At 45.5% G+C, this 23,893-nt stretch carries 19 protein-coding genes; 5 read left to right on the top strand and 14 right to left on the bottom strand.

Annotated features, from left to right (window positions below; genetic code table 11):
* The first annotated feature begins 12 nt into the window (after positions 1–12).
* The 3 genes from ACUUHJ_RS11670 to ACUUHJ_RS11660 all read left to right on the top strand — a co-directional run bounded on the left by ACUUHJ_RS11670 (position 13) and on the right by ACUUHJ_RS11660 (position 3,497).
* The gene (locus tag ACUUHJ_RS11670) at positions 13–1,128 is read left to right on the top strand and encodes an ABC transporter ATP-binding protein (RefSeq protein ID WP_289677395.1); all 1,116 of its coding nucleotides are present in this window, start codon (positions 13–15) and stop codon (positions 1,126–1,128) included.
* A 113-nt stretch (positions 1,129–1,241) separates the two neighbouring features.
* Entirely contained in the window at positions 1,242–2,012 is a 771-nt protein-coding gene (locus ACUUHJ_RS11665) for a Cof-type HAD-IIB family hydrolase (RefSeq protein WP_472298945.1), read from the top strand.
* Between the two features lie 84 nt (positions 2,013–2,096).
* On the top strand, positions 2,097–3,497 hold the full coding sequence (locus ACUUHJ_RS11660; protein ID WP_472298944.1) for a S8 family peptidase: 1,401 nt from the start codon (positions 2,097–2,099) through the stop codon (positions 3,495–3,497).
* Between the two features lie 123 nt (positions 3,498–3,620).
* On the opposite strand, the gene ACUUHJ_RS11655 is transcribed toward ACUUHJ_RS11660, so the two are convergent.
* The 8 genes from ACUUHJ_RS11655 to ACUUHJ_RS11620 all read right to left on the bottom strand — a co-directional run bounded on the left by ACUUHJ_RS11655 (position 3,621) and on the right by ACUUHJ_RS11620 (position 14,748).
* Positions 3,621–6,554, bottom strand: coding sequence for a hypothetical protein (locus ACUUHJ_RS11655; RefSeq protein WP_472298943.1), 2,934 nt, complete (start codon positions 6,552–6,554; stop codon positions 3,621–3,623).
* Between the two features lie 147 nt (positions 6,555–6,701).
* Positions 6,702–8,078 (bottom strand): bifunctional UDP-N-acetylglucosamine diphosphorylase/glucosamine-1-phosphate N-acetyltransferase GlmU, encoded by a 1,377-nt coding sequence (gene glmU, locus ACUUHJ_RS11650; RefSeq protein ID WP_472298942.1) that lies wholly within the window; start codon positions 8,076–8,078, stop codon positions 6,702–6,704.
* A gap of 22 nt (positions 8,079–8,100) precedes the next feature.
* Entirely contained in the window at positions 8,101–8,259 is a 159-nt protein-coding gene (locus tag ACUUHJ_RS11645; RefSeq protein ID WP_157966782.1) for a YwzD family small protein, read from the bottom strand.
* Positions 8,260–8,372: 113 nt separating this feature from the next.
* Positions 8,373–10,205, bottom strand: a complete 1,833-nt coding sequence (glmS, locus tag ACUUHJ_RS11640; protein ID WP_472298941.1) for a glutamine--fructose-6-phosphate transaminase (isomerizing) — start codon at positions 10,203–10,205, stop codon at positions 8,373–8,375.
* A 43-nt stretch (positions 10,206–10,248) separates the two neighbouring features.
* Entirely contained in the window at positions 10,249–11,610 is a 1,362-nt protein-coding gene (locus ACUUHJ_RS11635; protein ID WP_472298940.1) for a nucleotide sugar dehydrogenase, read from the bottom strand.
* Positions 11,611–11,636: 26 nt separating this feature from the next.
* Entirely contained in the window at positions 11,637–12,440 is an 804-nt protein-coding gene (locus tag ACUUHJ_RS11630; protein ID WP_472298939.1) for a response regulator transcription factor, read from the bottom strand.
* A 27-nt stretch (positions 12,441–12,467) separates the two neighbouring features.
* Complete coding sequence (locus ACUUHJ_RS11625; RefSeq protein ID WP_472298938.1) at positions 12,468–13,871, bottom strand: glycosyltransferase family 2 protein; 1,404 nt, start codon at positions 13,869–13,871, stop codon at positions 12,468–12,470.
* Positions 13,872–13,893: 22 nt separating this feature from the next.
* Positions 13,894–14,748, bottom strand: a complete 855-nt coding sequence (locus ACUUHJ_RS11620; RefSeq protein WP_472298937.1) for a hypothetical protein — start codon at positions 14,746–14,748, stop codon at positions 13,894–13,896.
* 572 nt (positions 14,749–15,320) lie between these two features.
* On the opposite strand from ACUUHJ_RS11620, the gene ACUUHJ_RS11615 reads away from it, so the two are divergent.
* Together ACUUHJ_RS11615 and ACUUHJ_RS11610 are read left to right on the top strand one after the other, a co-directional pair.
* Positions 15,321–15,650 (top strand): helix-turn-helix domain-containing protein, encoded by a 330-nt coding sequence (locus ACUUHJ_RS11615; RefSeq protein ID WP_289677383.1) that lies wholly within the window; start codon positions 15,321–15,323, stop codon positions 15,648–15,650.
* Positions 15,651–15,845: 195 nt separating this feature from the next.
* Positions 15,846–16,007: an anti-repressor SinI family protein gene (locus ACUUHJ_RS11610; protein ID WP_289677382.1), complete on the top strand. Its 162-nt coding sequence runs from the start codon at positions 15,846–15,848 to the stop codon at positions 16,005–16,007.
* Between the two features lie 100 nt (positions 16,008–16,107).
* Here ACUUHJ_RS11610 and ACUUHJ_RS11605 read toward each other — a convergent pair whose 3' ends face one another.
* The 6 genes from ACUUHJ_RS11605 to ACUUHJ_RS11580 all read right to left on the bottom strand — a co-directional run bounded on the left by ACUUHJ_RS11605 (position 16,108) and on the right by ACUUHJ_RS11580 (position 23,830).
* Positions 16,108–16,620 (bottom strand): YpuI family protein, encoded by a 513-nt coding sequence (locus ACUUHJ_RS11605; RefSeq protein WP_289677381.1) that lies wholly within the window; start codon positions 16,618–16,620, stop codon positions 16,108–16,110.
* A 162-nt stretch (positions 16,621–16,782) separates the two neighbouring features.
* Positions 16,783–17,961 carry an ABC transporter permease gene (locus ACUUHJ_RS11600; protein WP_472298936.1) on the bottom strand — a complete coding sequence of 393 codons (1,179 nt, stop codon included), beginning with the start codon at positions 17,959–17,961 and terminating at the stop codon, positions 16,783–16,785.
* Positions 17,951–19,141, bottom strand: coding sequence for an HlyD family secretion protein (locus ACUUHJ_RS11595; RefSeq protein WP_472298935.1), 1,191 nt, complete (start codon positions 19,139–19,141; stop codon positions 17,951–17,953). The genes ACUUHJ_RS11600 and ACUUHJ_RS11595 overlap by 11 nt, the downstream gene beginning before the upstream one ends.
* 27 nt (positions 19,142–19,168) lie before the next feature.
* Complete coding sequence (locus ACUUHJ_RS11590) at positions 19,169–19,750, bottom strand: TetR/AcrR family transcriptional regulator (RefSeq protein ID WP_289677378.1); 582 nt, start codon at positions 19,748–19,750, stop codon at positions 19,169–19,171.
* A gap of 127 nt (positions 19,751–19,877) precedes the next feature.
* Entirely contained in the window at positions 19,878–23,084 is a 3,207-nt protein-coding gene (locus ACUUHJ_RS11585) for a BTAD domain-containing putative transcriptional regulator (RefSeq protein WP_472298934.1), read from the bottom strand.
* A gap of 122 nt (positions 23,085–23,206) precedes the next feature.
* Positions 23,207–23,830 carry a YhcN/YlaJ family sporulation lipoprotein gene (locus ACUUHJ_RS11580; RefSeq protein ID WP_289677376.1) on the bottom strand — a complete coding sequence of 208 codons (624 nt, stop codon included), beginning with the start codon at positions 23,828–23,830 and terminating at the stop codon, positions 23,207–23,209.
* Positions 23,831–23,893 lie beyond the last annotated feature (63 nt).

The raw sequence follows: 23,893 nt of genomic DNA, 5'->3' as shown, positions 1-23,893 counted from the left end.
GGTGCCTTTTTCATGGCAAAGGTAAGTCTTTCCCACATTTATAAACGATATGGAAACAACGTTACGGCAGTTGACGATTTTCACTTGGAAATTCAAGATCGCGAATTCCTCGTTCTCGTCGGACCATCTGGTTGTGGAAAATCTACCACGCTGCGCATGATTGCAGGTCTGGAAGAGATTTCGGAAGGTGATTTATACATAGGCGATCGCCGCGTCAACGATGTAGCTCCCAAAGATCGCGACATCGCCATGGTGTTTCAAAGCTATGCACTCTATCCGCATATGAATGTATACGAAAATATGGCTTTCGGCCTGAAATTGCGCAAATTCTCCAAATCCGATATTGATAAGCGCATTCAAGATGCAGCGCGAATCCTCGATATTTCGCATTTGCTAGACCGCAAGCCAAAAGCGCTATCCGGGGGGCAAAGACAGCGTGTTGCACTGGGTCGTGCGATCGTGCGTGAGCCGCAAGTTTTTTTGATGGATGAACCGTTGTCCAACCTCGATGCAAAGCTGCGTGTACAAATGCGCACGGAAATTTTGAAACTGCATCAACGCTTGAATACCACGATCATTTATGTGACACACGATCAAACGGAAGCCATGACCATGGGAGACCGAATCGTCGTCATGAAGGACGGTCTCATCCAACAGGTGGCAACCCCGACTGAAATCTACAATCATCCAGTCAATCTGTTTGTTGCGAGCTTCATCGGCTCCCCTGCAATGAACTTTGTGAAAGGGAATCTTTCCGAGAAAGAAGGAGCACTCTATTTTGATGCGCAAAATATTCATGTACGCTTCCCAGAAGATAAAGCCAAGACTTTACGGGAAAAAGGTTATGTAAATAAGCAGGTTATTTTTGGAATTCGCCCGGAGGATATTTACAGCGACGCTTCTTTTATGGAAGCAAATCCATTTGAGAGCACACTGGAAGCAGAAGTTGAAGTCGTAGAAAACATGGGCTCCGAATTGTACGTCTATTTCCACAATATCGGGAATACCCAGATGGTGGCACGCGTGGATTCTCGTGAAGCGCTAAAACCAAAGATGAAGGTAAAACTAGCGATGGATCTTGCCAAATGTCATGTATTTGACAGCGAGACAGAAGTAGCTGTATTCTAATAGCGAAATGAAAAGGAGTGTCCCAGCCGACATTCCTTTTCCTATTTTTTTGTACAAAACCTTTTTATAGAGAGAAAACAACGAGAGAGCGCGTGGAGAGGAGCGGATAAGAAGTGGCTTATCAAATCGTCTTTTTTGACATTGACGGAACCTTACTGAACACCGATCACATTATTCCACAAACAACGGTGGACGCCGTACAAACATTAAAACAAAACGGTGTCCATGTCGCGATCGCAACCGGCCGAGCTCCTTATCATTTGATGCCAATCGCTAAGCAACTGGGCATTGAGACATTCGTGGGCTTTAACGGGTCGTATGTGCAGAGTGAAGGGAAGATTATCCATCACACGCCAATTGCGATAGATACATTGGCAAAGCTCGAACAAATCGCTGAGGGTCATTCCCATCCGATGGTATTTTTGAGTGCTGATCACTTCTATGCCAATGCGATAGACCACCCACATATCGTCGAGTCTTTTGATTGGTTGGGACTGGACTACCCAGCGTATCGCCATCGCTACTGGGAGGAAACGCCGATTTATCAGGCATTTCTCTACTGTGGTGCAGATGAATCGAGATACATGGGTGAATTCCATGACGTCTCATATATTCGTTGGCATGAACACTGCATGGATATTTTGCCCCCGAACGGCTCCAAAGCAAAAGGAATTGAAGCTGTCTTAAAACATTTTGGACTCACTCCGGCGGATGCTGTTGCCTTTGGAGACGGGTTGAATGATAAAGAGATGCTCTCCTATGTTGGCATGGGAGTAGCGATGGGGAATGCCCATGAAGAATTGAAGCCGTTCGCCAATATAATTACGCGCCACGTAAACGACAATGGCATCCAACATGGTTTAGCAAAGCTTGGTTTAATCTAATCACGTTAACTGTAAGCTATTTCCTTCATAAACACTCCCTTCATGTGCACGATATAGATAACAGCACTGGAGGGAGTGAGTTTTTTGCGCGTCTGGCCTTTTGTTGCCGCTATTGCCTTGGTCGGTCTCATCGTTGTCCCGTATCGGATGAATCAGCATGCAGAACAGGAAATGCGCGAACCTCATCCCCGCGTGACATCCGTTCAGGCGAGAATTCCACGGATTAACTACATTGAACAGGTAAAAGACGTTCGTCGTGACCTGGAGAAAAAAAGCCATATCCAAACGCTTCATCATAACCAACGTGACCGCAGTCATTATGTAGAGAATGAAGTCGTCGTGCGCTTTTCCCCTCGTCCCAAGCAAGAAAAAATTGATCAGCTTGTTTCCTCTTTAGATGCCAAGATCAAGCGCGACTTTGACAAATTTCTCATCATCAAATCAAAGAGCATGACTACCAAGCAGCTCATGAAAAAACTGGCTGAACATCCTGACTCCGTATTTGCCGAGCCAAATTACCTCTTACTCCCGAACGTGAAGCCAAACGATCCGTATTACAAGGAATATCAATGGAATCTTCCTCTAATCGGCATGGAGAAAAGCTGGGATGTCAGCGAAGGTAGCAGTGATGTTATCGTAGCAGTCGTCGATACAGGTGTGGATATGAAGCATCCAGAATTTGCTGGAAAGCTGGTCAAAGGCTATAACGTTTTGAATGGCAGTAACAAACCTCAGGATGATAATGGTCATGGAACCCACGTATCTGGTGTCATAGCAGCGAAAACGAATAACAGAGATGGCATTGCCGGGATGTCCTGGAATAGTAAGATCATGCCGGTTAAAGCCATTGGCGCAGACGGCTCGGGATCAGCTGTAGACATTGCACACGGAATTTATTGGGCAACTGATAACGGAGCAGATGTCATCAACTTGAGCGTAGGTAACTACACCTCCTCTGCTGCTCTGCGGGAAGCTTGTCGCTATGCCTTTGATAATAATGTCGTGTTAGTCGCGGCTTCCGGAAACGATGCGAGCGATCAGCCTAGTTATCCTGCAGCCTATGATGAAGTCCTCGCCGTTGCCGCTGTGGACCACCGTAAAGAACGCGCGGATTTTTCCAACTTTGGTAATTATGTAGATGTATCAGCTCCTGGGGTCGATATTCCGAGCACGTACATTTATAGCGACTATGCCTCGCTATCAGGTACCTCGATGGCTTGTCCTCACGTCGCTGCACTCGCTTCGCTCATCCGTTCCGTTCATCCCGATATGAACACCCGAGACGTGATGAACCTCATTAGACATTCTGCAACTGACCTTGGAGCCCCGGGCCACGATCAGTTGTACGGGTACGGTATGATCAATGTGAATCAGGCCCTTCGTCAAGCCCAACCGGTCGAACAAGTCAAAACGGAACAGCCTCCAAAAACAATCGGCGGCTTGCTCACTAAGTTTTTTCAACGTCTGCGTTTTGGTGCGCAATAAGTTTTAGTAATAAACTTCAGTGAACAAAAAGGCGTACGTACCCGTCTAAGGTTTGTACGCCTTTTTAGTTACATTTCGGTGCGGTTCAAATAGAAAAAAGGTGGTTGCTGACCACCCATTTCGTTACTCATGCTTTGGCATACCATATGCTTCGTACGCCTTGCGCAAAATCTCAAAGCTCAGCTTTTTTCGTTCATGGTACGTTGGCAAATCCCATTTGTCCCATTGGTATAAGAGGGGGTTGGAAGCTTCCCGCGAGAATGGCTTTTGATTGGAATGTGCAAATACTTCCACTCCGACACCTTTACTTTCGGTTGGAACGATTCCATTCGCCTCATACGGGTATTTCCAAACCTGTTTACTACTCGGGTCAGTATACCCCAGAAACATCCAAGGAATGCGTATTTCCAAAACATTCCCCTTTGCATACCAATCTGCCAATGAGTCGTACTTCGGATCTTCTGGATTGGAAATCCCTGGCTTCATGATACCCACTTCCAGCTCTTCGAAAGGCACTTTTTTCTTGGTTTCCGGTAAATACAATGCTTTGTTGAGTGTCAACTTCCACGGCAAGAATATTCCCCTATCTGCTTGATCATAACGCTCGTCCCAAGGCAGCATTCCCTTGATATACCCATATAGCCAACTATGCTGATCATAGGCGCTATTGACAAAAATGCGAGAATTGCTTTCCCCTTGCATTCGCATTAAAAATTCGATCTCTTGGGAAAATGTAATTCCCGGTGCTTGATCAGCAGTTCGACTCCCACCACTCAGTGTATCAAAGCCAATATCCAGCCTGTCCTTTGAGAAATCCCAAACCCCTTCGCTCTTCTTTAGCATGAGATACAGGTATGCTTCATCGTGTGAAACAGAGAGATCGAATCCAGGATAAGCACGTTTGACTCGCTGAAGTCTTTTTTCCCAATCTGCTGTTTTCCCATCCAGGATGATCTGGTCAGAGACATAATTACCGGGTTCGACAGCGATGACACCAAATTTTTCCTCGTTTGTTAACGGATTGTTCCACATCGCCCTCCGTTCCCAAGGCAGCTCTAGGTCAATCGTATTCCAAGTAAATTTGAACCATTCATCCTGCCATGCGAATAAAAGTGCGCCATCGTAACCCTCTTCATAAATATTGCTCAGCATATCAGCGTTCATCTCACCTTGCTCTTTTTCCGTATGCATTCCTTGATTCCGTCCAGCAGGCCCATAATGAGTCATTCCACGCGAGCTAGGTACGCCATATTCGGCAACTAACAATGGGATTCCTTTATGGTGGGCTCGCAAATCATGCAGGTATCCGGCATACGGATTTATCTTGCCGCTTGAATCCCGGTACGCTTGGTACTTTTCCTCATATCGCAAAAAGTCCGGGTAATACGGATAGACATGATAAGCGGCAAAGTAACCAGCAGTCCATTCAGCCGAGGCTTTCAGATTCATCGGGTCGATCGAGACCATATCCTCTTGCGGCAGCGGCTCGTTGGGATGCGACAGCGGATCGGTCGTCAGCCAATTTGTGAACGATACTGGATGCTGCCATCCATATTTCATCTCTTCCTCAGCCAAAGAATCAAGCATGGAGGCAAGCCAGCTTTCAAAAGGAGACGCTTTTTCCGTTGTTATGATATATTTCCCCTGATAAGGGGGCATGTCCAGATGAGATGCATTCGTCACCTGTACCGTATACGGATGCCACTCGGTACCGAGTATCCACCCTACCAAGTATTCCGACACATCTGTTCGATATTCACCGCTGGCACGACCGTACCGCTCCGGGAGAGTCACCCCTCCATGAATTACTTGCACAGCGTCTTTAATCTCTTGGCGAAAATCGTTGGTTATCTCGGGAGTAAATGCATCCCGTCCTTTCCGATCTTCACCCGCGAGCGCTTCATCCGGCGACCAGATTCCTTGCAGTAGGAGCAACGGCTCTTCCTGCTTTTGGTTAAACTCATATAATGCCTCATAAAAAGTCGGAGGTAGAATCGTATAAATGCGGACAACTTTGTTATTCATTTCCTTCATCTGCGAAAACCAGCGCAAGTAATCTTCGCGGGTCGGTGAGAGCTCTCCAGGATAGTGCCCTGGTGTCGTTGCACCCAGGTTGATTCCCGCCCAAAACACGGGTTCCCAGCCTTGGCCGTTATAGAGGGCAATATCCCCACCGTCTACTTTGGCAACCAGCTTCTTGCCCTCCCCTTCGAATACAGGCATCGGTTTTGAAGCTTTGTTTACCTCCATTTGGGCTTTGCTATTTTTTACCAGTTCCCTCCACTTCTCGTAATCATGGATGGCGTATCCGGCGTAGCCTGCAAATTCTTCGAGATTATCTTCGAGAACGGCCAGTTGCTCCTCCAATCCGCCATGCCCTTCCTCAAAAAAAGTTGTGTTTTCTCCCTCTGCGCTTTGTAGCAGGTTAAGGCCTACGACCACTTTGTTTTTTTGACCGTTGGCTTCGTTCATGATCGGGTTTACAATTTCCAATACCCCGTTCGGTCCCTCTACCCTGTCGCGATAAGCCATTAACGTTACATGATCTAGCGTGCTGACCAGCCATTTGCTGACCGTTTCCGATTTGTCTGCCAGCGACAGCTCATACATCCAAAACGGAATATCGGCGCTTAGCTCCAACGCCGGGTCCTTTTTGATTTCCGCGGACAAGTATTCGATATTGGCTACCCATTCGTTTTTGATTACTTCCTTATTCTCATTCCATTCGGGAAGTACGTGAGGTTCAATATCGAGATGGAGACCGCTAAATCTTTCACCTTCTCCAGCTGATTTATTATAGGTCTGAACCCAATTTAGAAAGGTGGTAATACTTTTTCGATTGGAAACGAGTGACCATACCGGATCTCCTGCAAGAGCATCCACACGAATGCCGGATGCATTTGCTTCCTTAATAAAGGAACGATAATCTTGTTGGGTAATCTTTTCTTGATCAATATGCAAATAAACGAGATTGACTTCATGTTGCTTGGCAAATGCGATGATTTCTTCTCTTTCTGCAACAATGAGCTCCGTATTCCAAATCCAGGTCGCGATCATCGGAGGAGTCCTAAATAAATAAGCGATGATTGCGATGACTGCTATGATAATGATCACAAAACCAAGCAGTAGCTTTTTTTTGCTTGATCGATTTTGTTCTGGTTCTGTGCTAGCTGTAAAAATAAGACATCCTCCTACTGACTGCGATTATGTGCGGGTTGTCATCAACCGTTTGGCATACTGCTCTTTGATGCTCTGGCGTTCTCTGGCGATAGCCAAAGCATCGCTCGGAACATCATCTGTGATCGTAGATCCTGCGGCTATATAGGCACCCTCTCCAATGGTAACGGGAGCTATCAAATTGGCATTGCAACCAATAAAGGCGTGATCACCCACGATCGTTTTATGCTTGTGGACGCCATCGTAGTTGACAGTGATTGTACCGCAGCCTACGTTTACATGTTCACCAATATCAGAATCACCAATATACGAGAGATGAGCAACCTTTGCCCCTTTCCCGAGACGTGAATTTTTCAGTTCGACAAAATCTCCGACCTTCGCCTCCTCACCTACATCTGAACCTGGACGAATATAGGCATAAGGACCAACCACTGCTCTGTCTCGAATCGTGCTATTACATACATTTGCGTAGCGAATTTCTACATTACTCCCTACGACACAATCCCTTACGTCTGCATTCGGTCCGATGACACAACCGGGTCCTATTGTTATTTTCCCGCGGAGGTACGTTCCCGGATGAATGATCGTATCAGGTCCGATACACACATCGGCATCAATATAGGTGGAGGTTGGATCAATGATAGTGACCCCGTTTTGCATATGCTGCTCATTGATTCTCATTCGGAGTAATCTTTCGGCGCAAGCCAGTTGAATTCTGTCATTCACGCCGCCCCCCTCTTCCGCATTATCGGTCATGAAAGCTGCAATGCTCTCGTTTTGCTCGTTTAAAATAGTCAAAACGTCAGGCAAGTAATACTCTTTCTGGGCATTATCATTTTTCACTCGGGATATGGCTTGAAACAGCTTATGGTTGTCGAAACAATACATTCCTGTATTGATCTCGCATACGAGCCGTTCTTCGGCTGTTGCATCCTTGTGCTCCACGACCCGTTCTACAAGACCGTTTGCGTTGCGGATCAATCGCCCGTACCCTGTAGGATCGTCTACGCGAGCTGTTAATACAGTTGCAGTTGCATGTTGAGTTTCATGCTGCTCGAGCAGTTGCTCCAGCGTTTTCTCCCTCACCAATGGTGTATCTCCGCTCAACACGATCGTTGTCCCCTGTTTGTCATGCAGGAGGTCTGCCGCCATCATCACTGCATGGGCAGTTCCCAATTGCTCGGGCTGGTAAGCATAGCGGACAGAAGCACCGAATTGCTTTTTCACTTGCTCGGCCCCATGCCCAACAATCAAAATAATCTCGTGGATGCCAAGACCATGTAATCGATCGACAATATGTTGGATCATTGGTTTGCCACAAACTTCATGGAGCACTTTGCATCGCGTAGACCTCATCCGTGTCCCTTTTCCCGCTGCCAATACAATTGCATAACGACTAGTCATGTGATCCTCCCATCAAATCGACTTATTTGGCTTCTTTGAAGTACGGCCTTACTCTGTTAACAATATCCTCAACAATATCTCTCGTTCCCATTGTCGTTGTCTGTTGACCCTTCTCGTAAACCTGAAGCATGATTTCGATCAACGTTTTTTGATCAAGAGTTTGGTCAGTGGAATCCATCATGGACAATTCAGCCCCTTACGGAATTAATGTAAATCCGACAAGTCAAAATGGGGAAAGAATCCCGTTCTCTCCAATAAGCTGGCTGTTCCGGGATTCTTTCAAATCATATTTTTTTATTCAACGGTTACACTTTTGGCAAGATTCCGTGGCTTGTCTACATCATTACCCAATGCCAGAGAAGTATAATACGAGATCAACTGCAGCGGAATAACAGACAGGATGGGGGTAAATACAGGCAAAGTCGCAGGTACAAAGCACACTTCGTCAACATTTCGGTGCAATTCGACATTGCCTTCCAATGTGATCGCTAGCACATTCCCACCTCGTGCCTTCACTTCTGTAATATTGCTAACCATTTTTTCTTCCAGCTCTTTTTGTGTCACCAAGGCAATGACAGGCGTACCCTCTTCAATCAAAGCCAGCGTTCCATGCTTCAATTCCCCAGCAGCGTATGCCTCTGAGTGAATGTACGAAATTTCCTTCAGCTTCAAGGATCCTTCCAACGCCACAGCATAATCAATGCCTCGACCGATAAAAAACAGGCTGGCATGATTCTTGATGGACTCGGCATAGACGCGAATATCATCCGCATGTTGGAGTGCCTTCTCAGCCTGCTCAGGCAGCTGTCGCAGATTGGCAATCATGAGTTCCCGCTCTGTTTCCGCAAGCGTCTCCTTCACCTGAGCCAGATACAATCCGAGCAGATAAAAAACAATTACCTGAGAGGTGTACGCCTTCGTTGAAGCGACAGCAATTTCCGGTCCGGCAAAGGTAGCAAGCACATAATCGGCTTCACGGGCAATCGAGCTGCCTTGTACATTCGTGATGGCCAAGACCTTGGCTCCTAAACGTCGACTCTCCCGCAACGCTGCCAGCGTATCAGCTGTTTCACCCGACTGGCTCACGACAATGACCAGTGTTTTTTCAGATATTATAGGACGTCGATATCTGAATTCTGAAGCCACATCGATCTCTACCGGTATTCTTGCCAGTTCTTCAATCACATTTTTACCGATCAGTCCTGCATGATAGGCGGTACCGCACGCGACGATGAAAATCCTCTCAATACCTTTGATTTGTTCTGAGTGTAATGGCATATCCTTCAAAACAATTTGCTTTCCGTCCTCGTCAATCCGGTTAAGCAGCGTGTTACGAAATGCATTTGGCTGCTCGTAAATTTCTTTTAACATGAAGTGCTCAAATCCGTCCTTCTCCGTCTGTTCCACATTCCAATCTACGTGGAACAACTCACGTTGAAGTGGTTCGCTTGTTTCCACTTTCATGAGTGAAACGCTGTCTTTCTTGAGAACTGCCATTTCCCCATCTTCTAAGATGACAATGTCGCGAGTGTGCTCAAGTACAGCAGAGATGTCGGAGCCTATAAAGTTTTCTCCTTTACCTACCCCGATAATTAATGGGCTTGCCAATCGGACTGCCACCATTTTATCTGGTTCGTACTCGCAAATAACCCCGAGTGCATATGCTCCGCGCATACGCAGTACAGCATTTCTAACGGCGGCGACGAGATCGCCTTCGTATAGTACAGCAATGAGATGAGCAATGACTTCTGTATCGGTATCGGATGTAAACGTGACTCCATGGTCCAAAAGCTCCTGTTTGATTTCCAGATAGTTTTCGATAATACCATTGTGGACAACAGAAAACTTCCCCGATTCATCCGTATGTGGGTGAGAGTTCTCATCGGATGGTCGGCCGTGAGTGGCCCAACGCGTATGTCCGATTCCTAAACAACCTCGCATAGGAAATTGGACGAGCCGTTCTTCCAAAACGGCCAGCCTTCCTTTCGATTTGCAAATCTCCATTTTTTCACCGTTAAATATTGCGACACCAGCCGAATCATAGCCGCGATACTCCAACTTCTGCAAACCATTTGTCAGAATTTTTTGCGCTTGTCCTTCACCAATGTATCCCACGATACCGCACATACGATTGCCTCCCCTATTCCGTAATGATCATCCAGTTTCCGAGTTAAGCCAGGAGTACGACTCGCTCTTCCTCACCGTGCATCCTTGCCGGATTCCCCAGCTTGTAAATATGTTGACCCGTTATGCTGTCAAAAGCATTTCGTGTATCAATGATGGCTACACCCAGATCAGCAAACTTCTGGTAGTCAAAGCTCTTATGATTCGTAACGAGTACCATGCAATCGTAATTTTTCATTTGTTCCAAGTCATGCGGAATGGAACGAACTGTGTTCCCGCGTTTGTCTACAAAGCTTTGTGCATAAGGATCGTAGTAATCGACACGTGCCCCGTTTTCCTGGAACAGCTCGTATATATGCAAACCTGGGGATTCACGCAGATCATCAATGTCAGGCTTGTAGGCCATCCCCAAAATGAGAATCCGCGAGTTTTTGATTGATTTCGCATAAAGATTCAGTACCTGTGCGGTTTTATTGATCACATAGTCTGGCATGCTGTCGTTAATCGATTGTGCCAGTTCGATGAATTTGCTATGAAAACGGAAGCCCTTTGCCTTCCATGAGAGGTACATCGGATCAAGCGGAATGCAATGCCCACCGATTCCAGGGCCTGGATAAAACGGCATATAGCCAAACGGTTTTGTTGACGCAGCTTTGATAACCTCCCACACATCGATGCCCATTTTGTCGCACATCATAGCCATTTCATTGATAAAGGCAATGTTTACACTCCGGAATGTATTCTCCAATAATTTTGACATTTCAGCTACCTTCGGGGAAGAAACCGTTACTACATTGGTAACCAGGTTGCCATACAGCAGGGCCCCCAACTCCAAGCACTTCGGCGTGGTTCCCCCGAGTACTTTTGGCGTATTATGAGTGTTGAAGGAATAGTTACCTGGATCAACACGCTCAGGAGAGAAGCAAAGGAAGAAATCCTTTCCGACGGTCAGACCCAGCTTTTCGAACTCCCATTGGATCAATTCTTCTGTCGTCCCCGGGTAAGTTGTGCTTTCAAGCGTAATCAGAAGGTTTTTCTTTTTGTATTTGATAATTTCACGGACAACTCCCTTAATAAAGGACGTATCCGGGTCTTGATTTTCACTGAGCGGCGTTGGAACACATATGCTGACGGCATCTAGCTCCTTGAGCACCCGATAATCAGTGGTCGGGAAGAATCTCTGAGCTGAAAGGCTTGATTGGATCACATCGCTAGGAACGTCCTGAATATACGACCTGCCTGCGAGCAAGGTTTCTACCTTCCGTTGATCCAAATCGATGCCGTAAACAGAGAAACCGCTTTTTGCCATTTCCATAGCGAGGGGAAGACCAACGTACCCAAGTCCAATTACCCCAACTTTTACGGTTTTTGATTCCATTTTTTGCTTCAATTTTGTGAAGTAGCTCATTTTTGCTTCCTCCCTTTTATCTATGTTTAAGACAATAGACTTCTCACTCGTGCTTCCAGGTCTACAGGTGAAAATGGCTTCGCTATATAATCTGAGACTCCCAGCTCGAATGATCTTTTCTTGTCGTCTTCCAACCGTTTGTGGGTTAATACCACGATTTTGGTGCCATGCTCAACTGCATTGATCTTGCTGATCAACTGGTAACCGTCTTCAATGGCCAGATTGACATCGGTGATAACAGCATCTGGTAAAAATCGCTTGTATTTTTCCCACGCTTCTCTCCCGTTGTCCGCCAAATAAACGCTGTAACCTTTTCTTTGTAAATAGATGCGTAAAAACTCATTCACAGTTTCATCTTGCGAAACGAGCAAAAGACTTCTCTTTGCTTCCGATGATCTTTTACCGCTGTATATATGAATCTCTCCAGCGCTTCCCTTTCCAGCAGTAATCTCCCGTACCATACCACTGAGAACTTGTGCTGCTGATTCCCCCTGTTCAGGGAAGCTGGCGATGAATACTGGCCCTGCCAACATATGTTGGGTCTGTAGCTGTTCCTTGATGAAGAGAGAATGGAAATGAGTATTGCCTAGCATCTGGTCACCAAGGAGAATACCGAGGATGCTGCTTTGTTTGTCGTAAAAGCAATGGATATCGGTAAACCCCTCTGCTTTTGCCAAAGACATTTTCAAATCTTGGATCTGTTCTTCACTGCTTCCATTCGTGACAGCCAGAATAATCCCGCATGGCAACTGACTCGATTCATAGAAGGTAAGCACATGTTCAAATACTTGAAATAAAGGAAACGAATACGCTTTTGCAATCTGACTCATGGTATCTCCCTCCCGTGCCCTGTTTCTCTATGTTTTCCAGCTTGTTCTCGTCATGGTTCCCCATGTGTTATTGTTGCGCATAAACTCGATATGACCCAAAAATCTCCAAATGACTCCCAACTGCTGATATCCAAGAAACATAAAGAAGAGGAATGCCAACATCTTGAGGTTGTCGCGAACTCTTGTGTAACGCTTAAAAGCAAGTTCTTCCATAAACAGAGAGCCGATCCCGAGTAGCACGCCAAACAAAAGATTCAGTAGCGAATAGATAGCCAGTATTCTCCATTGAGTCATGTCCATCAATGTGTATCCCAGCAGAGCCACAAAACCGGTAAACCTGAAATAAGGATTCAGCGTTTCGAAAATGATGTTATAGGGAAATGTAATCAGCCCCATAACTTTGTACTTGGGACGGCCTACTATATAAATGCCGTACTCCAGCATGTTTTTGAGGTTTCCGCGTCCCCATCTTCTTCGCTGGCTGCCAAGTATTTTCAGGGTATCTGGGGCCTGGGTCCAGCAAACGGCATCTGGGCAAAAAGCCACTCGATACGGAAGTTTATTTTCAAGCATATATTTATGAAGCTTGATGATGATGTTCATGTCCTCGCCAGGATATCCCCCTCGATAACCTCCGGCTTTGACAACGAAATCTTTTCGAAATACCCCAAAGGCACCCGACACTATAATCAGTCCATTGATTGAACTCCACCCAATCCTTCCCCCTAGGAATGCCTTTAAGTATTCGACACATTGGAACATAGGCAAAATTTTGGTAGGAAGATTGACTTTCTTTATCATTCCGTCCTCGATTTCACAGCCGTTCGCGATTCTGACTATCCCACCGATCGCGACCGTTTCTTCAGGGTTTTCCATGTACACCTTGGCGATGCGGATCAACGCGTCCTTTTCCAATAACGAATCAGCATCGATGGAAGCAATCAATGGATAATGGGAAAGATTTATCCCCGCGTTTAGCGAGTCGGCTTTTCCTCCGTTTTCCTTATCAATGAGATATAAATTAGGATATTGCGGATTGTAATAAACACCTCGTACGTTGGAGGTTTCCAATACTCTGGAGCCCCCTGCATACTCTGTGCGAGTTAACTTGAACTCCAGTAACAAAACTTGCAACGTTTCGTCTTTGGAACCGTCATTAATAACAACGACTTCATACTTGGGATAATCTAGCGCGAGAAGCGAACGAACGTTTTCAATAATGGTCAATTCCTCATTGTAAGCAGGAACAAGAATGGATATTTGTGGTACGTATTCTGATCCAGAGAGTGACTGAAAGCGAGAATACATGGAGCTTTTGATGATGGAAAAAATATTTTTGATGGACAGGCTTAGAATCGTTAAATAGAGCGTCTCAATCACGATTACGTAATAAACAGCAAAGATCCCGTATGCTTGCAAAAAGTCCCTCATTGCAATCTCCTTTCAGGTATAGTTACACGGCATAAACATAACGATTTTTCTTGTCCTCCATCTCATCTTCATTGATTTGCTTTCTGCAACTGGCATACATCTCAATCATTTCAGTATTCTGACAGACCTCCGTATCGTTCGTCTTCATCAACGACTCGAACAATGCCGTTGCCAAAACAGCATCATATTTGAACAGCAACCTCACTGACTGGATGCGGACTTCCTGGTCTTCCGAATCGATCTGCCGATATACCAAATCGGCAATCTCCGCAGTTAAAGGAGCAGACCATCCAATCAAAGCGATTTTATTCAAATCCTTGTCCGTACTTCGCAAACATTCAAGCAATAATGGCGTACAGTCCAACTCTGTCTCTTTCATGATGTCAACAGCAAGGTAATGATTGCTTTTCCGATGCTTTACAACGAGCATCAGCATGTTCCTTATATCGTCCAGATTTCTCGCACACTTGGCGATAGATCTCGCGATGATAAAATGAGTGGGATCGAGTTTTTTTGTCTGTAGCAATTGCAGTAGCCTTGGTACGGCTTCCTCGGATCGCATTGCTCCTAGATGGTAGGCTGCATCGATCCTTATCCAATGGAAGCGACTATTCAGCCTTTGGAGGTTTTGCTTGACGAGCCCTGTATCCTCACATAGTGTGATCATTTTCTTTCGATGGCTTCCTGTAAGAGATTCGATCCATTCAATGAGTTTTTGTTGCAGAACTCTCATTTCCAAACGATTTAATTGCCAGTAAGGCGTTTTCAACCTCTCAGGTGAGTCCATATGAGACTGGATATACGTGAAGTAGTCTTGAAACTGTCCCAGGTAAAGGCGCGTTCTCCTTTCTATCAACAAATTCCTTGATTTAATCACCAAGATACCCATAAAAAATAGTATAATTATTACAATTAACAGGCAGATTACCGCCACTGCTTCTGACAAATTGGCATGCAGAATGGATCTCTCCTCTCCAGTTTTTTTGTAAGTTTTTCTGTACATTTCTATCCATTTCAAGCTGAAAGCGGTAAGCGCCATTCAAGCTCGAACTTTCCTTTATAGAGAACAATCCGTTTGTTTTGTTCTTTATAAAGAACGATTTGAAAACAGTATCCTGTACTGGCAATAGAATGTAAAATATCAATTTCCTTTAAAAATAGACCAAAAACAGCGAAAATCGACTGTTTTGTAGAATATCGTCTGAATATCTCGTTTTTTCTCAACCTTAATAACGAACATTATGTTTTTTATAAAGAACGAACGTAATTTTAGATACTTAGCCATAATGATGCTTCATTTTATCTAGTAGAAAGGTAATTTTTTAGCAACGTCAGTAGGGTCGAATCGAATAAATGAGCCAAACGACACAGGACTAGTCCCACAAAAAGTTGTGTTTCAGCTATTTTGACGTTATAATAAACGAAGAGATTTAAAGGGGTGGCTATTACATGATCGGCTCGCGTATACAGCAGCTTAGAATAGACAAAGGCCTTTCTCTTTCTGATTTAGCTGAACGCGCTGGTGTCGCCAAGTCTTATCTAAGTTCAATCGAGCGTGGCATTCAGCGAAATCCTTCTATTCAATTTCTTGAGAAAATCGCACTAGTATTAAATGTGACAGTAGACACATTGCTTCAGGATAAAGATATTCCTTCAGTCGAGAATGTTGATGAAGAATGGTACAAGCTGATCGAAGAGGCTATGAAATCCGGGGTAAGTAAAGAACAGTTTCGGGAGTTTTTGGAGTACAATAAATGGCGGATAAATCGACATAAATAACATGGTTGCCAGCACTGATATAGTGGTGGCTTATTATTTTTTGCATGAATTTAAAACAAAAGTCACAAATACTAGATTTACATATGAAACTGAATTAAGTATCATTTCTGATATAAGCTTTTTACCTATCTTTTTCCAACCATTTTTTGGGTAATTTATTTGTTTTTACAAAAGGAGGGTAAAAGGGGAACTAACATGAAAACCACTCCGTCTCCTAAAGATCTCCTGGATAAGGAATGGATCGATTTAATCCTGACAGCACGAAAAATGGGATTAAGCATTGAGGAAATTCGTTTTTTTCTCATGAACTCTCCTCTCTCTTTTGATGAGGAGAAAAGTGATTACTTCGAAGCATAATGTAAACAGCTATTATCCATTACGCTACACTTTTATAAATAATAGGACTTCCATCCGGGTTCATCCCCGACTCGAGAAACTATAGAAAAACACAGGCTTATTAGGCCTGTGCTTTTTCTTGTTGCATTTGTTTTTTCGCTATGTAGTCTGTCTCGTAATACTGCAAATCATTACGCAACTGTTCGAACACTCTGGACAAGGATAAGGTCAACTGCTGCAACTCAGGGACGACCTGCTTGCGAAAAATGATACAGTCCTGACCCGTATAGGCCAACCGACCATCTTCTTCGTAAACCTCTCCTTTGGGGTAATAGAAGTTATTTATACAGGTATGGTATACCTGATATAATACTTCCTCGGCAAACTCCTCATGAAATCGTGCGCGTCGGAGTGATACTCCCAGCCTTTCGTATGCATTTTCGCAGTAGACTAAAAGGTGGCGCAAGTCGGAAAGATAGTTACGGTAATACGTTTCAAAATCTTCAGGATCACCTGATGCAGATACAAGACCAGATAAGGTAACCTGATTCAAAAAACGTTCTACTTCCATGCTGACCTTTTTCAACTTGGTGTACGTCTCCTCGCACAATTGCTTTAGATGAGTCGCTGACATAAAGTCCCCCTAGTGTTGAAGAATCTGCTTTTTTATAATAAGTATAAAGGAGAGATTATTTATTACACAAGGTTTATTTTTATACAACTTGACTGCCAAACAAGATCCTTGTAAACAAAAATAAGGCTACGCCATCACTCTGGCGCAGCCAAATCCTTCTATTTATGCCGCCGTTTGTTCTCTAACTTTCCCCTTACTTTTCCTTATCTGCAACAAATAAATGACATAGGCTGCGAACAACCCGATGAGTGTCATGAAACCGAGAACCATGAAGTCGTTCATGACAGCTGACAGCCCGTGTCCCTTCGACAAAATTTCCCTTACACCACCCAAGAAATAGGTCAGCGGCAAAGATTTTGAAATCGCAGCAATCCCTGTTGGCATCGACATGAGTGGCCAAGTATAACCCGATAGCATGAAAGAAGGGACTGCAATCATCATCCCGATCTGAGTAGCTTGGAGCTGGCTGCTGGACACAAAGGAGATGGCATACCCGATAGCCAACACCGCCAAGTTGAACATGCTAGCCAGTAGCATTAGATCAAACGTACTTCCGTAATAAGGGATATTAAAACCTTTTAACATCAGTGTAAACGCCAGGAACATGTTGAGGGTTCCTGCCAGAAAGTACGGCAACAATTTGCTCGCCGTGATCGCGAAGAAGCTATGGCGAGATAGTGTATCCTTCCAGGTCCCCTCTTCTTTTTGCTGGGCAACGGACAATACGATTCCAAGAAACAGCACCTGTTGAAGCACTGTACCTGCAAGACCGAATACCATGAAGGACAGATAGCTGAAGGTTGGGTTGTACAACACTCTGTATCGATAATCGATACCCGTAAACATGTTTTTCCCTTCTTCTCCCCAGCCGCCTAGTGCTTCCATCTTCTTCAGCGTGGTTCCTGCTGAAACAGACTTAATTGCTGTATTCGCTGCTCGAACTGCCGTATTCGAAATCATGATGTTACTGCCGTCGATAACAGTCAGTACCTCTGCTTCTCTCCCAGCTTTCACATCCTTTTCTAATCCAGCAGGTATGATCAGGGCGATATTTGCTTCTCCCTTGTCAACCAACTTCATTGCTTCTTCTTCTGTTCCTACAATAGACGTGATTCGAAATGTATGATCAACCTCAAAGGCGCGGTAGAGCTCACGACTCAATTCGGTTTGATCGGCATCCACCATCACAGTAGGGATCTCCATCACTTTTTTCTCACTGTACAGAAAGCCGAACATCGTCAAATAAATCAGGGGAACGAGGAAGAGAATATTTCGAATGGTTTTGTTTGCAAAAAGATTTTTCCATTCGCTCCAGAACAGGTGAGAGAAACTATTCACCATTACCAGCTCCTTCAAGTTGCCACTCAACCGTCAGGCCTGGACGCAATTCAGAATCGGACACCAGCAGCTTCACCTGGAAGGAACGAATGTCACGATCACCGAGTTCTTGTGTCGCTTTTTTTACGGCAAAGTCAGCAGCAGGAGCTACAGTAACCACTTTGGCGTCTACTTCTCTGTTCAGGGCTGGGACAAACAATTTCACTTGATCGCCTGTTTTCACATTCGAAAGCATGTATTCATTTACATAAAATTTTACATAGTTATCTGATTTTGTTTGGATAGTCAATACAGTGAAGCCTTGCGAAACCAGCTCTCCCTTTTGAACGGCAACTGATTTTACAATACCGTCTACTGGAGCTGTCAGCTTGGTGTTGTTCACATAGGCTTCCATTTCAGCCAGTGCACCTTTTGCCTGCATGACGTTCGCTTCTGCGGATTTAACATCCAGCTCTTTCAAGCCTACTTGACCTCTCCCTGCTACTGCTTGGTTGTATGCAGCTTTTGCTTGATCCAGTTGTGCTTGTGCGGCATCGACCTGCTCTTTGCGTGATCCAGTTTGAGCCATTTTCAACTGCTCTTCTGCTGCTTTAAACTCCGCTTGGGCTTTATCTGCTTGCATTTGCGCCTCTTCCACTTTCACTTGTGGAACGGCACCTTCCGCCATTAATTTCTTCATTCGTTCCAAATTCGTCGCGGCAATTTGATTCGAAGTTTGTGCTGCTTGTAATTTCGCTTTGAGCTGCGTAATTTCTTCTGAACGCGCTCCATTTTTGTTCGCGTCAAGCTGCGCTTGCGCCGAGTTGACAACTGCTTTTGCTTGGTCGACTTGGGCATTGCTGGAGCTATCTGTCACTGATACCCCTTTTTTCGCCTGATCAAGCTTGACGAGTGAGAGCTTGTAAGCTGCTTCAGCCTGTTCTTTCTTCGCAAGGATTTCCGCGCTGCTTAACGTGGCAACTACTTGCCCTGCCTTTACTTCGTCTCCTTCTTTCAGGGAGAGCTGTTCGATGGAACCACCCATTTTAAAAGAGAGGTCGACCTCTGTTCCTTCGATTACACCTGCTAATTTCGTTGTATTCTGACCAGCCATGCTACTCACATTCGAACCAAACAATACGGTTCCAAGTACTGCAATGCTCACTACAAAGCTACCTACACCGATCCATGCACGTTTGTTCATCTGTCTTCTCCTCTTGTTTACATTTCTCTAGACGTTATTTTGAAACATTCCTGAAAGCAAATAACGAAGTGTCTGTTTATCTTCGGCACTGTTCACTGGCTCTTTGCGAAATTGCTTGCGAAGTACGGTAAAACCAACCATGCCAAACAACGAGGATGCAAGTGTGCGTATATCGATATCCGCCCGGATATACCCCAACTGCTGCAGTTCTAGCATGTGTGACTCCATCGTGCTGAAATAGCCACCTAGCAGATTGCAAACCATCCTGTCGCGTTGTCCATCTCCTGAGAAAGCACTCAGCAACAGGAAACACAAATCTTGATTCTCGGAAAAGAAGCGAAGATGCTCATCCAGCACATTCAGAATACGATCCTCCAAGGAAAGCTCTTCATTCTGCATTACATGATCTACATGGTAAATCAGCATCTTCACGCCTTTTTCTATCACGTACAAAAACAGCTCTTCCTTTGTGGAAAAGTGATAATAGAGGGTTCCTTTTGCCACCTGTGCCATTTCCGCGATTGCATCCATGGTCGTTTCGCTATAACCCAATTGGGCAAATGCGGTTAAAGCTCCGTTTGCAATTTGATCTTTTTTGGATGGTGCCATCACTCCTGTCCCCTTTCGACTTTTTGAACTGACTGGTCAGTACAAAGATTATATTACGAATACTTCCTAGTTTTGTCAAGCAACCATTGCTCTATGTACAAAAAAAGATCGCTTTGTGGGCGATCTTTTACTTCGCTATAATTTGAAGATAAGTCTCCATGGTTGCAGGCATCGGTGCGACACCGAGGTTCTCCCTCAGTTTTGCTACACACTTTTCATACCAGCGGATTGCCTGTGTGCGATTATTTTGCTGATAATACGCAGTCATAAGTAAGCGGTATGACTCCTCCCAGCAATCATCCACCCGCAGAATCGCTTCACACCAGCGGATCGTCTTTTCCAACTTCCCGTCCTCTAGCATGATTTTGGCTAACCGCTCTGCTCCGCGTAAAAACAGCGTCTGCACTCTCTCACGCTCTTCTACACACCAATCCTCATAACGGCATTCCGGCATGTAATCGCCCAAGTAATATGCAAGTCCTTTTTCCAACAGGATAGTCCCTTGGCGCCGATCTGATTCTGCCAAGCCCAGTGTAACGAGCTTCTCGAACTCTTCGACATCCATATGGTAGCCCGATGCCAGGTTGAAACCGTAAGAGCTGCCATGGCGTTGAATGAAGAAGGTGTCTGTTCTGGCAGCACGATCTGGCTCAAGGGCTTTGTTCAATGCATTCAACGACACTTTAAAATCGCGAATTGCCGCTTCTTCGATACTGTCTGGCCAAAGTCGGTTCATGATTTCTTCCCGGGCTAACAAATGGTGTCTCTTTGTCAATAAAAGCTGAAACAACAGCTTGGCCGTCCCACGCTGCCATGCCTTTTCGCTCAATTCCCGCTCTCCCAGCCATACACGGAAAGCGCCCAGCGTCTGAATACGAAGGGTATATCCGGGGTGGAATGTCACGTTTTGCAAGCCCAAATCATTTAACAGCTGAGAGACGTAATCCGGCGATACCTTTCGGCGCTCTGCCTCAATCAGAATCGGCATCAGCTGCTGTACATCATGCGGTGTAAGCAGCGTAGGTCTCTGCAAAAGGAATTGATATTCACCGGACTTCATCAAGGACAGAGCTTGCGTCACCGCAGGTACAAACAAATCCCATTGTTTTTTGCGATAAGCCAAGAAGCTCAGCCACAATTGACAAATGACGACATTATAGCTATCCCCGCAGTGACTGAGTCGGTCGGCACAATCGATAAAGGTAGCCCATGCTTCCTCTTCTTTCCCGTATTTGGCATAGGCAATTCCAATGGCCATACGTACCAGACTGCCTAACCAGTCGTCGCGCATTGCCTCTGTCTCTTGTATTCCTCTGTTGCCATACAGAAGCGCTTGGTCGAGTGCCTTTTCTCTTGCGTAAAGCAAGGTTAGTCCCAGAAGCGTTTCTGACTTTCCGCGTGTGGACTGGAGCTCCTCCATGATTTGCAAGCCTTTTTCATAAAGCTCGCGAATCTCGTCCGTAGGCAATGTTTGACTGATGAGGGCCGCATGCGCTTTTCGAACATAGCCATTCGCCTCTACAAAAGGGGAATGCGCTGCACGTCCGAGTTGTATGGCAGTTTCTGCTGCTTCCCACCCTCGCTCCCATTCGCCATTCAATGCATACACAAAAGATAGCAGTAAAGAGGTTTCCCGATACGATCTGGTCAGTGGAGGATGCTTCCCTTGTTCTACCTGCCACTTACTTTCCAATATCTGGATGGAAGATTGCAATCGGCCAGTACGAAACAACAGGCGCGATTCCAGCTCAACCTCGGTCTGCTGCTCTAACTCCTGACTCCGTTCATACCAAGCTGCCGCCTGTTTGGCATCTCCGCGATTCGTATAAATTTCTGCCAGCAAGCGATATAGCCTCGGTGCCATCTCATTCTCTTGTTCAAATGGGGGCAAAAGTTGAATTGCCCTCTTGAGCAGCTCTTCGGCCCTGACGCCTTGGACGCTGTCGAGATGGACGCGTGCTTGCCCTTCCAACCCGCGGCACAATCCGATTTGATCTTGCTTTTGTTCACATTGTTTCAAAAATTGCTCATAAGAAGCAAAGGATTTCGCATATAGACACCGATAGCGTTCTACCTCACCCTGATAAAACAACAGCCAATGCTGCTCGCACTTGATATGCTCTGGTAATAGCGTTATCCACTCGTATAAAAAGTCCAGCTTCCCTGCTTGCAGCAACCTTTCTGATGCTTGGCACAGCCACTCACCCAGCATCTCCCACTGTTCAACGAGACGCAACCGCCCAAAAGCTTTTGCCTCGTCCCCTTTACGTCTGTACCATCCTGCGGCCTTTTGATTTACATGCACGTACGTCGCTTGATTCGCAGCCAGCTTGCTCGACAAGAGACGCTGAAATAGCGGATGAAAGGAATAATGAGAATCTGCTTGGACATGCAGAAAAAGATGACAACGTTGTGCTTCCAACAGGTGCTCGATACATCCCTCCCCGAGTATTTGCTTGCAATCCTCCAAATCGAATTGTTCGAGAACGGCTGCCTCCATCAAGAAGCGCTGCATACCTGCATCCAGCTGTGTCCAGACTTCTACTTCCAGCAAATGCAACAATCGGGATAACTCACGCAGACTATCGGACACCGTCTGCCCCCTCGTTACCATTTCACCAAAAGTTCGCAGCGCCATCACCCAGCCTTGCGCAACCTCTTCGACTCGACCCCAATCTTCTTCGGACAACGTGATGTCGTATTGATCAGAATAAAAGGCCTCACTCTCTTCCAGCGTAAAAGAAAGGTCATTGGTTGTAAGCTCCAGACACTCTCCTCTTGCGGACAACAAGTCGAGATTGGACCATTTCGGTCGGGAACGCGTTAAGATAACCAGCTTGACCTTTTGTGGAAGCGCCTCGGCTAATCGTTGAACAAATTGATCGACTTCACTCCCATTCTCAATTCGTTGGAAATGGTCCAAAACAAGTATGTGGTCAGCCTGGAGCTGTACGCATTCCCCGACAAACAAGTCGACCAGTACTTTACTGTCTAGGGACGGCACCGGACTTTGCTCAGTGATGTCTTTGAGTTGTTCTTTCAATACCTGTCCAAAACCAGAATGAACCTGCCGAACACTTTCGACGAGACAAATGACAAACGCAAGAAGGGCATCGTCTCCATCCTGAATGGTAAACCAGGACGCAGCCAGTGCTTCATCATGTAGAAATGTAGCAAAAGAAGTCGTTTTGCCATAGCCTGCCCCTGCATGAATGAGACAAATCTGCGTATATTTCAACAGACGCAATTTTTTTGCTAATGCAGGACGCCGTAAGACATATGGCTTCTGTCCTGGAGGAGTTATTTTGGATATAGGGATGTGGATTGGAATCATATAATGTGCACTCCTTGCCGTTCTCCTGCTCTTCTTTGACTATTTCCCCATTTCTAACTATTCTCCTGCCATTTGACCCTTATTCGACAAAAAGCCCACCCGGGAGTCCAGGTGGTGCTCTTTCAATCCACTAAATTATATCCAATAACCGTATACCCAATATCATTTAACAGGACTTGAAATTCCTCGTCACTGATGTGCTCTCCGTTCGTAATTCGTGAATGCAAATCTGCGATTCGGTCATAAACAGCGCGATTGGTAGACACGTACAAAATGTTAAAGCGTGTTTCTGCCTGTAAGCTTGACCTCATCCGGTTCACAACACGTCTGTGCAGCGAATCTGGATGTCCATTATCGACTCGCACAATTTTTCCAGGCGTATACGGGATCGAGGTCCGCGGATTGACTTCGTCAGGCTTTGGTGTATCAACTGGCAGGACACCTACAATCAAGTTATCCTTGTACGCTAACACCTTGATATCGGCTACACCGGGCAGCTTTTCCGCACGCCCTTCCAAGTACGTCACCAGCTGTGGTTCTCGCTGATGAACCCTCTTTTGGCTAATCATGGCTGCCGGTCCTTTGTCCCTACCGACGTTATCGTTCTGGAAGTTAATTCCCAGAGATTCAAATTTGGCCTTATTTCCGTTCTGATCTTCGGTGCCCTGTTCTTTGTTAGGCGAACACCCTGTCAGCAAGCCGGCAAACAGGAGTACAGCAACGATACTCCTACTTATTCGTCTCACAACAAAAACACCTCCTTGCACTTAGTGTGATGTGCAGGAGGTGTTCTTACTCAGGAAGTAGCT

It is taken from the genome of Brevibacillus schisleri, from assembly GCF_055685845.1.
Note: the sequence above shows the minus strand (reverse complement) of the source record. Positions and strands in the feature narration are given on the sequence as shown.